We start from the raw sequence: 13,416 nt of genomic DNA on the forward strand, positions 1-13,416 counted from the left end.
ATCTTTCCCGAGGAAGATCCCTCAGGCAGCGGCAGGTGCCTCGCGGCGCACCCGGTGGAGCGTCGCCAGCACCAGACCGGCTCCTGCGAAGCAGGCGAGCGCGTACAGGCCGCTTCCTACCGGGGTGCCGTCTGCGGTGATGCCGTTCTCGGCGGAGAGGTACGACGGCAGGGCGGTGATCCAGAACGCCGCCATCACCACCAGGTAGCACGCCGGGTAGATCCGGGTGAACACCGGCAACGGCTCGTCCAGGGGCTGCCGGGAGGACACGATGATCCACGCGCCCGCCAGCCATACCAGGACCAGTTCGGCACCGAGAACCCAGGCCTGCGCGGTGGTGTTCGTGCCGGCGAGGCTCGAAGGGACGCCGGCGATCACCATCGCCAGGGGGGTGAGCGCGCCGGCGACCACGGCACGGACCGGCCACCGCCCGTTGCCCGCCAGACGCACGGCGAGGTAGGTCATGGCGCCCAACGACACCGAGGCGAACAGCAGCGCGCTCTGCAACGGCACCGATGCCATCGCGGGTTGGTTCACGACGTGGTTGCCCGGGTTCCACGCCCACCACCGCAGCTGCGGTCCGAGGTGGTCGAAGACCTCGTAGAACACCTGGCAGACGAAGGCGACGGCCACCGCACCGGCCAGTGGACCACGGCGGCGGAAGATCCCGAGCGACCGCACCACCTCGTACGCGAGCTGGCTGATCATCGGGTAGAACGCCACGATGTACAGCGGCAGGCGGTCCCACATGAACTGCACGGTGAACTGGTTGTGGGCGAAGATGAAGCCGTAGATCTCGTCCAGGCCGAACCACTCCGGGAAGTACAGCGGGGGTTCGATCACGAACAGGTAGACCAGCGACGCCCACCACAGCACCAGGTTCGCCGAGTCGCCCGCGCGATGGCGGCGAACGGCGTGCAGCAGAGCGAAAACCGCGCCGCCGATGACGAGAATCTCGAGCAACGGCATCGTCGGGTGGGCGAGGTCCCAGGGAGGCCGGACCGAGACGACGGGGGAGACGTCGTGACAGTCGAAGCCGAGGCCGCGGGTGACGGCTTCGGCGTCCAGCCCGCAGGCGGTGGTCATCGTGCCACCGCCGAGTAGTCCGTGACCGGTGGTTCGGCCAGGGGGTCGAACCCGAACGGAACCCGGTGCCGCCCCAGCGCGGTGCGGCAGCGGTAACGCAGAAGCCCCGCGAGCACACGGGGGTTGGTCATCATGTCTCCCAGCGACTCGTCGAGGTTGAACACCTTGGCGAAGTGCTCGTCGACCACCGGGTACTCCCGTGCCGCACCGACGATGAAGCTGAACGCCGGCCCGGACACCGCCGCGACGAGACGGCGCTTCCACTCGCTGACCTTCTCGGTGCCTTCCGCACACGCGTAACCCCGGTCCCTGGCGAGCGCGAGGCGCCATGGCACGTTCAGCAACTTCCGTTGTGCGACCAGGAATCGCGCGGCGAACGGCCCGTCGACCCGCTCGGCGCGGGAGAGGTGCTCGCGCAGCAGCACCGCGGAACTCGCCGCGGAACTGATGCCCTGTCCGTAGAACGGGTTGAACGCGCAGATCGAGTCACCGACGAACGCCAGCCGCCGCGGCGGTGTCGCCCACCGGTCGTAGCGCCGCCATTTGTTGCCGGTCGACCGCGTCAGGTGCACCTCGGAAAGAGCTTCGCACCGGTCCATCGCGTCCGCGAACAACGGCGTCCGCACCCGTCGGGCCGAGTCGGCGAACTCCTCGGTGGTGCGGGGCATCTCATGTCCCCACGAACCCATGCAGGCGATGGCGCGGTTGCCTTCGATCGGGAAGAAGTTGACCAGGAACTCGTGCTCGGCGGGGTGCTCGCCCCTGTGCTGCGTCGGCATGATCACCAGGTGCCGCCACCACCACGACGGCGGCGGCTGGGCGGGAAGCTCGTACCAGCGCGAGGTGTAGGTGACCTTGGCGTCGAGCGTCCGCACCTCCGGTTCCGGCCAGCCCGCCGCCACCAGCCAGGTCCCGACCGGGGAGCCCCGTCCCATCGCGTCGACGACGAGGTCGCCCTCGACGTGCTCGTCAGGGGTGAAGACTCCGGTGATCTCTCCGTCGCGGGTGCTCAGCCCGCTCACCGACACGCCTTCGCGGATGACCACGTTGGCGAGCTTGCGCACCTGGTCGCGCAGCACCCGTTCGATGAGGATGCGCGAGCTGTAGATCATCGTCATGGTGCCGCGCTTGCGTGCCGACCAGCCCTCCTCGTCGAGGTAGGCGGCGTCCATGGACGGCATCAGGTGCAGCCCGCCCGCCGCGATGAGCTCGTCCTCGAAACCGGGGAACAGCTTCTCGATGGCGCGGCGGCCCGAGTTCAGCAGGAAGTGCGGATGCTTGCTCTGCGGCACGCCGCGGCGGTGCTCGGCGTCGGCCGGCAGGACGTCGCGTTCGAGCACCAGCACGTGGTCGAAGTGCGCGGAGAGCGCTCCCGCGGCGCACAGGCCCGCCGCGCTGCCACCGAGGACGACGGCGGTGGTGCCGAGGCGCATGCCGACCAACCCCCTCAATCATACAAAGTGGCTTCGAATGTATGATCGGCCGGTGCGGGCGTCAAGCGACGAACTGGCTGCTCTCGCTCGTGAGTGGACGTGAACCCCTTGCGGCACAAGGCGGTCTTCGGCGTCGGCCTCCCGGCGGTACCTGCCGGTCAGGTTCTCCCACCACGATGGCCTTTCGGGTGAACCTCTGGCCGAGGGGGCGATGTGGCGGACCTCTTCACCCTGTGGCGCAACAGCGTCGACGCCAACAGCCGCCGTGCTGTCGACGTCTACGTTCGCGAGCTGCCCGACTACCGCAAGATCGCGGACGAGTCCGGGGAGCGTGCCGCGATGCTGGACTTCGCGGTGTACCTGCGAAAACGCACGGTCGCGCTGGTGACCGCGAACGAACCGTTTCCCGCCGCCGACCTGGCCTTCATCCACGCGGTCGGGCGCAACCGCGCGGAGAGCGGGCTCTCACTGGCCTCCCAGCGGCACGCCCTGCAGATCCACACCTCCTTGACGCTGAAGGAGGTGCACGAGGCGGCCAACCCGCACGACCTCGACGACGTCATGCACACGCTCGCCGCGCTGCCGACGCTGGGGCTGGCCGCGCAAACCGCCTACACGCAAGGGTTCCTGGCAGGACAGGAGGCGGTCCTGCCCGTTGTGGACCGCGTCCAGCAGCTCGCCAGGACGTTGCTCGCCGACGATCCGGTGGCGGCGGACATGGCGGCGGGCGTCGCCATGAACCTGCCGGGCGAGTGCGTCGTGACGGTGGTGCGCGTCCCCAGGGGCAATCCCGACCGGGCGGACGTTCTCCAGGGCCTGCTGAGCCGTCACTGGACGCCGGTCTGCTGGACGGGACCCGGCGAGTTCGTCGCGCTGGTGCCGGACGAGTCCGCGAGCCTCACCGTCGTCGGGCACTTCGGGGACCTGGTGGGACTTCCGTGCGCCGCCGGTGCCGCGCGAGGCCGCGGCGGTGAGCTGGCCGAGGCGTTCGCGCGAGCACGGCAGGTGAGCCGTGCGGCGCCTGTCCGGCCCGCACCCGGCGCGGTGCACCACCTGACCGATCTGTTCCCCGAGATCGGTGCCGCCCGCATTCCTCCGGTCGACCGGTGGCTGCGCGAGCTGGCGGGCGAACTGGCCGACGGTCCCGATCTGGTGGCGACGCTCGACGCCTTCTACCGCAACGACATGGGCCGGACGCGCACCGCGGCGGCGTTGAACGTCCACCCGCGCACGCTGGACTACCGGTTGCGGCGTGTCCACGCTCTCACCGGACTGGACCCGGCTTCCGTGCTGGGTGTCCGAATCCTGAGCGCCACCGTGACCCGTGCTCTCTCCGGATGGGAAGCGGTGTGAGCGATCTTCTCGGCACCTTGAGAAAACAGGTGCCCGCCAACGCCAGACGGGTCGTCGAGATCTGCACCGCTGACCTGCCGGAGTACGCCGCTGCCGCCGGTGACCCGCGCGAGTACGCGGACATGCTCGACTTCGCGGTGTTCATCCGGCGCCGCACCATAGAACTCGTCGCCTGCGACGAGCCCTTGACCGCAGAGGACCTCGCCGTGGTCGCCGCCACCGGCGAACGGCGTGGCGAGACCGGCATGTCCCGCGCGGCCCTGCGGCGCCTGCTCACGATGCACGCCAGCGCCACCCTCAACGAGATCCAGGAGGCGTCGGGACCCGCCGACCTCCCCGTGACCATGCGGATGCTCGGCTGGCTGGGGCCGCAGGGAGCCGCCGCCCAGCAGGCCTACACCACGGGGTTCCTGCAGGGGCAGAAGCGTTTCCTGCCGGAGATGGCGCAGGTGCGGCAGTTCGCCGAGATGGTGCTCGCGGGTGAGGTGGCCGCCATTGCCACCGCCGGTGAGCTGGGTGTGCGGGTGCCCGGCCGCTACCAGGTGATCGTCGCCCGAACACCGGACGTGGCAACGGAAGTGGCCGACGAAGCCGTCCACGCGTCCTGGCGCCGGTGCGGTGCCCCGGCGACCTGGTTCGGGCCAGGCGAGTTCGTGGCGCTCGTCGACGCCGGGCAGGAGACGACCTCGGCCAGGCTGATCAGCGATCTCACCGAGATCATCGGCAGGCCGTTCTCCGTGGGCACGGCCGACGGTCCGGCAACGTCGCTCTCCGAGGCGTTCGCACTGGCCAGACGCGTCAGCCGGGTGGCACGGGCGGGTCACCTCCACACCGCGGCCGACGTGTTCATCGAGCTCGGCGCCGCGGACCTGCCGGAGATCGACCGGTGGCTGCACCAGCTGGCGCAGCGACTGACCGGCGGTCCCGACCTGGTGGAGACCCTGGACGCCTACTACCGCCACGACCTGAACCGGCCACGGGCCGCTGCGGCGTTGCGCATCCACTCGCGCAGCCTGGACTACCGGCTCCAGCGAGCCAGGGAGCTGACCGGGATCGACCCGGCCACCACGCACGGGATCAGGATCCTCAGTGCGGTCGTCTCCCGCGTCCTGACCTGACCCTCCCGGCCGCAGGAGAAAGCCCCTCACCGAGCCGGGGCGGTGAAGGGCTTCCTCCCTGCGCGAGAGCCGAATCAGAGCCTCGCGAGCCGGTACTCGTAGGGCGAGGAACCCGGCGAGGCGGAGCAGTTGCTGCCCTGCCGCGCGGAGGTGTAGGTGTAGCCGGACGGAACCCCACAGGCCCAGACGCCGGTCAGGTTGTAGTTCACGGCGTCGAGCAGGAAGTACTCGTAGCGGAAGCCGCAGTTGGGGTTGCTGCGCACCGATGACCAGGTGTAGCCGGACGGAACCGTGCACGCCCAGCTGCGGTGCAGGCTGGCGGTACCCACGTCCCCGGCCGCGGCGTGCGGTGAGGCCACCGGCTGGGCTGTGGCGGTGGCCGCACCACCGACCACGATCGACGCCGTGATGGCAGCGGTGGCACCGATCGACGCGCAGAGGCGCCCGAGTCCTTTTCCGATCACGTTGTTCCTCCGGGATGCCGAGCAGGTTCGACTGAATCGAAGCCTTCCAGCGCGGTGGTGACGCGTCTTCGTCGATTCGCGAGAAAACGGCGCCGCGCGAACGCCCGTTTTCGCGTGAAGCCGCAACCGCGTTGGGCCGCCAGGAGCAGTTGATCGTCAGCGGGGCATGTCACTCTGGAGGTGGCGCAGGTCGAAAAGGCTGGGGGAGAGCTGAACATGGCTGCGTTGCGGCGATATCGAACCGTGGTGTCCGACAGCGCCCTGTGGGCGGACTTCCCGTTCCGGGCGGGGGACGTGGTGGTGAGCCCGCCCGCGAAGTGCGGCACCACCTGGATGCAGATGCTGTGCGCGTTGCTGATCTTCGACACGGACGGGTTCGACCGGCCGCTCACCGAGATCTCGCCTTGGCTTGACGCGGTCACCTACGACACGGCCGCGACGCTGGCGACGCTCGAAAGCCAGCAGCACCGGCGGTTCATCAAGACCCACACCCCGCTCGACGGCCTGCCGTTCCGCGAGGACGTGACCTACCTCTGCGTCGGGCGCGATCCCCGGGACGCGATGCTCTCGTTCGAGAACGCCACGGCCAACATCCACCCGGACGCCATGCCCCCGGCCGGCCTCGACGCTCCGCCGCCACCGACCGACCCGCTCGACCGGTTCTGGTTGTGGGCCAACTCGGACCTCGTCGACGACACGACCTCGTTCGGCATCACCCTGGCCAACCTCGTCAACCACGTGCGGACGTTCTGGGAGCGCCGCGACGAGCCCCAGGTCGCGCTGTTCCACTACGCGGACCTGAAGGCCGACCTGTCCGGTGAGCTGCGGCGCCTGGCACGGGTGCTGTCGATCGAGGTCAGCGACGAGCGCATCGCGGAGCTCGCGGCCGCGGCGACCTTCGACCGCATGCGCGGCCGTGCCGACGACCTGGCTCCCGGCGTGGACGCGAAGTTGTGGCGCAGCAACGAGAACTTCTTCCGCTCCGGCACGAGCGGCCAGTGGCGCCGCCTGCTGGACTCCGTGGCGCTCGACCGCTACCACCGTCGCGTGGCCGAACTGGCCCCACCCGATCTCGTCGACTGGCTCCACCGGCCGTAGAGCGGCGCCACGGGCCGGCGGTCACCGCGCCGTCGATCGTGACCCGTTCGCCGACGACCGGACCTTCTGGCGGTTTCGTGCGGTCGGAGGTCTGCCGCTCGAACAGATCGGCGCGTACGGCGCGCCAGACCGGGACCCGAGAGGCCGCGTCACGTTGATCACCTATCTGACCGTAGCGCCGGATCTGCCCGGTCCTCGTGCCGGAACCGATGCCGCCGCTGCGAAGTGGGTATCAGTGCCCGAGGGCCGTCATCTCGCGTTCGACCACGACATGATTCTCGGTGGGGCTCTCGAACGGGCGTCGAAGAACCTGGAACAGACCCCGGTCGTACTGACTTCTGCCCGGAGGCCAGCCCTCGCTCACCCGCTCGGCACGCGACCGCGTTCCGCAACCTGCCGGATCACGTCGCACAGACCTCTGATGTCGAGGATTGCCCCAGACTTCAGGCTGGCCCTGAGCGCGGAGTCGAACATGGCGAACCGACGGCGCATGTTGCCGCGACGGGAGACGAGGCGTTCCAGCGCGGTCCTCATCACCTCAGGGGTCATGTCCTCCTGGAAAACGCGTTCGGCGACTCCCATCTCGGTGAGCACCTCGGCGATATGTGTTGTGTCCCGTTTTCTGTACTTGGGGTTGGTCCACCTGGACGGGCAGAACAGCAGCGGAGTCCTGCTCTCGACGGCGCGCAGTGCCGTACCCAGACCGGCACCTGTGACCACAACATCGGCTGCGGCAAGAAGACGCGAATGGGGCAGAAAGGAGTGCGCGGCACCTACCCGATCGACTGGGTCTCGCACGGACGGGATGGTCGTGGTGGCGTCCCACCCCAGCTCCTCGCAGGCCTGGATGGCCGACCACACGAAGCCATTGTCTGGCTGCCACAACGAGGAAGTGGTCACCAGAACCTGGGTCCGCTGACTGCCTCGCATCGCGTCCACTATGGATGCAAGCACGTCGGATGTGTCCGTGGGTTCCCACATCTGCGGCATAGCGACACGGGCGTACGCGGGCAACGGACGGGCCCGGTAGCGCACAACGGGATGAGTCATCAGGATGGAGGCGTCTCGAGAGTGCGGCCACCAGTGGGCTTCCGTCGCGGGCCTGGACTCCGGTGGCAGGTCGAGCTTGCCGCGCAGCTCGTTCCACCATTCGACGAAACCTTCAGGGCTGCTGGGGTTTCTTCGCATCCACACGTGCTGGTGCGGCCAGTAGTGCGAGGCGCCTTCGTCGAAGAGATGGTGGATGAGCGACACCACCGGCACACCGAGGATCTCTCCTGCCAGCGTGGTGCCCATGACAAAGGGGTCACCGAGGATTACGTCGGGCCGGACCATCTCGACAGCGGCGGTGATGTCAGCGATCTCCTGCACCGTCCGGTCGAAGATCCGCCGCTCCTTCTCATCCTGCGTCTCGATGTGCTCCAACCTGCTGCTGGCGGTGCTCTCCTCCTCTCTGCCGGTGTGCTTCACCGTGGTAGGGAAGGAGATGAATCGCACCGCAGCAGCCACTGAGGACCGTTGAAGCTCCAGCGCACCGCATGCGATCGCGGTGACGTCGTGCCCGTCGGATGCCAGCTGTTCCACGACTGGGATGACCGGCATCACCGCACCCAGTTGGCTCGCAGGCACCCACAACGCGCGCATGCCCGTGACGGTAGTTGGCAGAAGCTGCACAACGGACCGGAATTGGCCTGGTTTGGTCAGGTGGATGTAGGGCCGTTCGGGACGGGTTCGGTGATTGACACCGGCCAGCTGTCGCCGAAGCCCGGACTTCTCGTGCCGCAGCACGAGGAGCTCGGCGTCCTTCTCTGTCTCACTGCGGAGCAGCACCGAGGCGGCGGACAGCAACTTCCAGGTCACCTTGTACAGCAGGGACACGATGACCTGAGCATGTCGCCAGCCTGGGAGGGATGCGTTGCCACGCTGCGGTGACGACTTTTGGGCGGCACAGGGTTGAGTGATCCAGCGCTCTGGTCCCGGGCTGCACGTGCCGTCCTCCCCGTTGGTCAGTCCCAGTCACGCTGACCCGTGCAGTAGTGGTGCACGGCGAGTGTCCCCAGGGTCGGCGCGAGAGTGCTCACAGACCGTCCAGGGTCCCGCGGCACCTGCGCCGGGCCGGTATAGTCGACAAAAGACAAAAGGGGAGGCGGCGGGGAATGGACCGCAAGTTCAAGTGGATCGAAGACCGGACGACGACGCCGGATGGCGTCTACCGCGTGCTGCGTGCCGCCATTCTCGATGGGACCGTGCCTCCCGGCGGGCAGCTGCGTGAGGCGCACATCGCCACGGACCTCGGCATCAGCCGGTCCCCGCTGCGCGAGGCGCTGACCAAGCTGGAGGAAGAGGGGCTCATCGTCAAGATCCCCTACCGCGGGGCGTTCGTCGCGGAGGTGAGCGCTCAGGACGTCGCCGAGATCGACGCGATCCGCCTGCTCGTCGAGCCGTACGCGGCCGAGCTCGCCTACGAAGCGCTGCGCGGTCCCGAGCGGTCGAGGTTGCTGCGGACCGTCGAGGACCTCCACCGGGCCCTGGCGAAGAACGACATCCCGGCCAGCGTCGACGCGCACCTCGGCTTCCACCGGCTCTTCTACGACCTCTCCGGCAGCGGAGCTCTGCAGAACCTCTGGAACGGCTGGGAGACCAAGCTGCGGCTCTACCTCAGCGTCGATCACCAGACCTACAGCGACCCGCGCGAGCTGGCCGTCGAGCACGAGAGGCTGGCCGCGGTCGCGCTGGAGGGTGACATCGACGAGTTCCGCGAGGAGCTGGCGGCCCACTTCCAGACGGGACTGAGCGGCAAGGCAGAGGTCCATCCCCGGAAGGCGTGAGGCCGTGCCGGGTCAGAAGGCGGTGTAGCCGCCGTCGACCGGGAGGACCGCTCCGGTGATGTAGGTCGACTCCGACGATGCCAGGAAGAGCACCGCGTCGGCGACCTCTTCCGGGGTGGCGAGGCGTTGGAGCGGGATCTGGGACTCCCGTTCGCGACGGTGGGCCTCGGGGTCGGGGCTGCGCTGGAACGACGCCTCGATGATCGGCGTGACGGTGAGGCCGGGGGCGACGACGTTGACGCGGATGTTGCGCGCGGCCCATTCGATCGCCGCGCCCTTGGCGAGCATGATCAGACCGCCCTTGGCCGCGGAGTACAGGACTTCGCCCGGCTTTCCGACCATGCCGAGCCGTGAGCTGACGCAGACGAACGCGCCTCCCGTGGCGGGCATCAGCGGTGCGAAGTGCTTCATCACCAGGAACGCGCTGAGCAGGTTGCTGTCGAGCACGTTCTTCGCCGCCTCGCAGGTCATCTCGGTGAGCGGGCTGCTCGCCTGGAGGCCGTGGTTGAGGACGACGACGTCGACGGTGCCGAACGACTCGGCGGCCTGGCGGGCGAGGGCTTCGACGAACGCCTCGTCGTTGAGATCGCCGGGGACGTAAAGGTCGTCGGGCTGTGCCGTGTCGATTCGCTCCCTGCGGCTGGTGAGCAGCAGTCGTGCACCCTCGCGGCGGAAGTGGGAGCTCACCGCCTCACCGATGCCGCTGCCGGCACCGGTCACCAGGGCAGTCACGTGGTCGAGTCTCATGTCGGGCAACTCCTGTAGGTCAGCTGAGGAATCCGCGGGCGTCGATCGGCCAACGCTGCAGCGACGTGCCCGTGCTGTCGGTGACGATCAGCTCCTCGAAGTTGAGGACGACCGGGCAGACGTGGTTCGGCACCACCGGTAGCACGGTGCCGATGTCGGGGCGGAACTCACCGGCGGGCAGACCGAGGAATCCGTGGTACTCGTTGAGCTTGGTCAGAACGGCCTTCGTGCCGGCGATGCCGCCGTAGCCGCGTTCGGCGCTGCCTTCCCGGCTGAGGGCTTTGGTGCCTGCGTCGACGATGACCTGGCCGGGGACCCAGTCGCTGACCACGGTCGCGGCGACGAACAGCGCGATCTGGTCGTCGGTACAGGCACCCAGGCAGTTGTTGTTCAGGTCACAGAAGACGTACTCGCCGGGGCGGATCTCGGTGATCACGCTGCTACTGGTGAATTCGACGGTCGGGGTCGAGCCGGCACTCACCACCTGCGCGGTGATCCCGGCACCGGTGAGGCCGCGCACTGCGGTGACGAGCGCGGCGTCCTGGTCCCGCGCGGCGCGCGGGCGAGCGTCCGGACCGGCGCTGCCGTGACCCGGATACGTGAAGACGCCCACCGGCACCAGGCCGCGCCGGCGGGCGGCCAGCGCGAGGTCGCCCGCGAGCTCGGGCGGTGCCCCGGAGCGACGGGCGCCGCAGTCCACCTCGATCACGACCTCCAGCCGCTCCGGTTCGCCCGCCATCGCGTCAGCGAGTGCGTCGATCGCCGCGACGTTGTCCACGCCGACCCGCAGCCGGACGGACTCGGTCAGCCTGCGCAGCCGCGCGCCCTTGGTTCCCGAGGGCCAGACCGGATAGGCGAGGAAGATGTCGTCGAATCCGGCCGCGGCGAAGACCTCGGCCTCACCGACGTTGCCCGCGGTGATGCCGACCGCTCCCGCCGCGAGCTGGCGCCTGCCGATCTCGACGCACTTGTGCGTCTTGACGTGCGGCCGGACGTGGAGACCGTGCTGGTCGGCGAAAGCCTGCATGCGGTCGATGTTGTCCTGCATGACGTCGACCAGCACGATCGGCACCGGGGTGTCGATCCGCCCTGCCAAGGTGGCGAGCGCTCGCTGGAGTCGGCTCACGTTGCACTCCTTTCCTACACCGCGGTGCAGACCATCTGGATCTCGACCGGACTGTTGCGCGGCAGCCCCGCGACGCCGATCGCGGTGCGCGCGTGCCGCCCGTTCTCACCGAGCACGTCGACGAGGAGGTCACTGGCCGCGTCGGCGACGCGCGACTGCTCGCCCAGATCCGGTGTACTGGCCACGAAAACCAGCATCTGCACAACCCTGACCCGGTCGAGATCTCCCACCGCGTCCGCGGCAATGGCGAGTGCGTTGAGGGCGGTCTGACGGGCGAAGTCGCGCGCCGTCGGCACGTCGACGTCCCGGCCGACGATGCCCTGGCCCAGCAGCACGCCGTCCCGGTACGGCAACTGGCCCGAGATGTAGATGCTCGAGTCCACCGTCCGGTGGTTCACGAAGTGCGGGCTCGCACCGAATCCGAGGGCGGGCAGCTCCAGCCCGAGAGCCTGGAGCCGATCCGTTGCCTTCACAGCACTTTCGATCACAGTCACAGCACCCTCTCGAGGAACTCTTGGGTTCGTTTTTCGCGTGGGTTGGCGAGTACTTCGCGTGCGTCGCCGCGTTCGATGGCGACTCCACCGTCCATGAAGAGGATTTCGTCGGCGACGTCGCGGGCGAAGCCCATCTCGTGGGTGACGACGAGCATGGTCATGCCGTGGTGGGCGAGGTCGCGCATGACGGCGAGGACTTCACCGACGAGTTCGGGGTCGAGTGCGCTGGTGGGTTCGTCGAACAGCATGATGCTCGGCTCCATCGCGAGGGCGCGAGCGATGGCGACACGTTGCTGCTGACCGCCGGACAGCTGGGCGGGATATTTGTGGCCGCACCCGGCGAGCCCGACCTGGGCCAGGAGTTTCTGGGCCTGTTCCCTGGCGACCTTGCGGTTCACCTTCTTCACCAGCACCGGCCCGGAGATCACGTTGTCCTCGGCGGTCATGTTGGGGAACAGGTTGAACTGCTGGAACACCATGCCGATGTGAGAGCGTTGCTCGGCCAGCCGCTGGGGGCGTACGGCGTGGTAGGCGTTGTCTGTCTCGACGTAGCCGAAGTCTTCTCCGTTGACCCGCAGCACGCCGCGGTCGACGGTCTCCAACCCGTTGACACAGCGCAACAACGTCGACTTGCCGGACCCGCTCGGGCCGATGATGCACGAGATCTCGCCCGCCGCGACGGACAGGTCGATCCCGCGCAGCACCTCGTGACTGCCGAAGCTCTTGTGCAACTGGCGGGCGACGATTGTTCCGTCGGCTTTCACAGCAACGACTCCTTCGTCGCGACGGCCACCGGGGCGGGCCTGCGGGTCGAGCGGGAGAAGCGGCGCTCGATCATGGACTGGGGCACGCTGAGCGCCATGGTCATGATCAGGTACCAGAGGCTGGCGACGATGAGCAGCGGAATGGTCTGGTAGGTGCGGGCGTAGATGGACTGTGCGCTGTTGAGCAGTTCGGCCACACCGAGCACGCTCACGAGCGAGGTCTCCTTGAGCATGCCGATCACCTGGTTGCCGGTGGCGGGGATGATCGCGGGCATGGTCTGCGGGATGATCACGTGGCGGAGCCTGGTGAACCCGCTCATGCCCAGCGAGTCCGCTGCCTCGTACTGGCCGCGGTTCACCGACGCGAACCCACCGCGGATGATCTCGGCCATGTAGGCGGCCTGGTTCAGCGTCAGACCGACGATGGCCGCGGTCAGCGGGGTCATCAGCGCGTTGACGTCGACCGGGGTGGAGATGTCGGTGAAGGGGATGCCGAGGGAGACGTTCGGGTAGAGCGCGGCGATGTTGAACCAGAAGATGAGCTGCACGAGGACCGGTGTGCCGCGGAAGAACGTGATGTAGAGCCGGGCCAGGCCGGAGATCGGTGCCTGGTGCGACATCCGCATCACCGCGAGCACCAGCCCGAGCAGCGTGCCCAGCACCATGCTGGCCACGGTCAGGACCAGCGTCAGCACCAGACCGTCCAGAATGGACTGGGCGGTGAAGTAGCTGAACACCACCGGCCACTGGTAGTTCTCGTTCGTCACCGTCGTGGTGACCAGGCCGCCGACGATCGCGACAGCGACCGCCCAAGACACGTAGTCGCGCGGACGCTTCGGCGTGATCCGCTTCTTCTGTTCCGGCAACAGTTCAGGCACCGGCCGACTGGTAGGTGAACCGATCGT

At 68.4% G+C, this 13,416-nt stretch carries 13 protein-coding genes; 4 read left to right on the top strand and 9 right to left on the bottom strand.

Going from position 1 to position 13,416, the window contains the following annotated elements; translation table 11 throughout:
* Positions 1-21: 21 nt before the first annotated feature.
* Positions 22-1,086: a hypothetical protein gene (locus JOD27_RS05420; protein WP_204760936.1), complete on the bottom strand. Its 1,065-nt coding sequence runs from the start codon at positions 1,084-1,086 to the stop codon at positions 22-24.
* Positions 1,083-2,519, bottom strand: coding sequence for an FAD-dependent oxidoreductase (locus JOD27_RS05425; RefSeq protein ID WP_204761188.1), 1,437 nt, complete (start codon positions 2,517-2,519; stop codon positions 1,083-1,085). Before JOD27_RS05425 ends, JOD27_RS05420 begins: the two co-directional genes overlap by 4 nt.
* Before the next feature lie 213 nt (positions 2,520-2,732).
* Here JOD27_RS05425 and JOD27_RS05430 point away from each other — a divergent pair, with 213 nt between their 5' ends.
* Together JOD27_RS05430 and JOD27_RS46430 are read left to right on the top strand one after the other, a co-directional pair.
* Positions 2,733-3,872, top strand: a complete 1,140-nt coding sequence (locus JOD27_RS05430; RefSeq protein ID WP_204760937.1) for a PucR family transcriptional regulator — start codon at positions 2,733-2,735, stop codon at positions 3,870-3,872.
* On the top strand, positions 3,869-4,990 hold the full coding sequence (locus JOD27_RS46430) for a PucR family transcriptional regulator (RefSeq protein ID WP_204760938.1): 1,122 nt from the start codon (positions 3,869-3,871) through the stop codon (positions 4,988-4,990). The genes JOD27_RS05430 and JOD27_RS46430 overlap by 4 nt, the downstream gene beginning before the upstream one ends.
* A gap of 74 nt (positions 4,991-5,064) precedes the next feature.
* Here JOD27_RS46430 and JOD27_RS05440 read toward each other — a convergent pair whose 3' ends face one another.
* A complete protein-coding gene (locus JOD27_RS05440) occupies positions 5,065-5,454 on the bottom strand; it encodes a hypothetical protein (RefSeq protein WP_204760939.1) in 390 nt (129 codons plus the stop codon).
* 216 nt (positions 5,455-5,670) lie between these two features.
* On the opposite strand from JOD27_RS05440, the gene JOD27_RS05445 reads away from it, so the two are divergent.
* Positions 5,671-6,552: a sulfotransferase domain-containing protein gene (locus JOD27_RS05445; protein ID WP_204760940.1), complete on the top strand. Its 882-nt coding sequence runs from the start codon at positions 5,671-5,673 to the stop codon at positions 6,550-6,552.
* A 360-nt stretch (positions 6,553-6,912) separates the two neighbouring features.
* Here the strand turns inward: JOD27_RS05445 and JOD27_RS44560 are convergent, their stop codons facing one another.
* Positions 6,913-8,400 carry a glycosyltransferase gene (locus JOD27_RS44560; RefSeq protein ID WP_239566328.1) on the bottom strand — a complete coding sequence of 496 codons (1,488 nt, stop codon included), beginning with the start codon at positions 8,398-8,400 and terminating at the stop codon, positions 6,913-6,915.
* A gap of 308 nt (positions 8,401-8,708) precedes the next feature.
* Between JOD27_RS44560 and JOD27_RS05455 the strand changes: the two genes are divergently transcribed.
* The gene (locus tag JOD27_RS05455; protein ID WP_204760941.1) at positions 8,709-9,380 is read left to right on the top strand and encodes a GntR family transcriptional regulator; all 672 of its coding nucleotides are present in this window, start codon (positions 8,709-8,711) and stop codon (positions 9,378-9,380) included.
* A 12-nt stretch (positions 9,381-9,392) separates the two neighbouring features.
* Here JOD27_RS05455 and JOD27_RS05460 read toward each other — a convergent pair whose 3' ends face one another.
* The 5 genes from JOD27_RS05460 to JOD27_RS05480 are packed head-to-tail and all read right to left on the bottom strand — an operon-like array spanning position 9,393 to position 13,389.
* On the bottom strand, positions 9,393-10,127 hold the full coding sequence (locus JOD27_RS05460; RefSeq protein WP_204760942.1) for an SDR family NAD(P)-dependent oxidoreductase: 735 nt from the start codon (positions 10,125-10,127) through the stop codon (positions 9,393-9,395).
* Positions 10,128-10,146: 19 nt separating this feature from the next.
* Entirely contained in the window at positions 10,147-11,253 is a 1,107-nt protein-coding gene (locus JOD27_RS05465; protein ID WP_204760943.1) for an alanine racemase, read from the bottom strand.
* A gap of 14 nt (positions 11,254-11,267) precedes the next feature.
* Positions 11,268-11,741 carry a RidA family protein gene (locus tag JOD27_RS05470; protein ID WP_204760944.1) on the bottom strand — a complete coding sequence of 158 codons (474 nt, stop codon included), beginning with the start codon at positions 11,739-11,741 and terminating at the stop codon, positions 11,268-11,270.
* A gap of 2 nt (positions 11,742-11,743) precedes the next feature.
* The gene (locus tag JOD27_RS05475; RefSeq protein ID WP_204760945.1) at positions 11,744-12,511 is read right to left on the bottom strand and encodes an amino acid ABC transporter ATP-binding protein; all 768 of its coding nucleotides are present in this window, start codon (positions 12,509-12,511) and stop codon (positions 11,744-11,746) included.
* Entirely contained in the window at positions 12,508-13,389 is an 882-nt protein-coding gene (locus JOD27_RS05480) for an amino acid ABC transporter permease (protein WP_204760946.1), read from the bottom strand. The genes JOD27_RS05475 and JOD27_RS05480 overlap by 4 nt, the downstream gene beginning before the upstream one ends.
* Positions 13,390-13,416: the final 27 nt, after the last annotated feature.

The organism is Lentzea nigeriaca, from assembly GCF_016907955.1.
Classification (GTDB): Bacteria; Actinomycetota; Actinomycetes; order Mycobacteriales; family Pseudonocardiaceae; genus Lentzea; species Lentzea nigeriaca.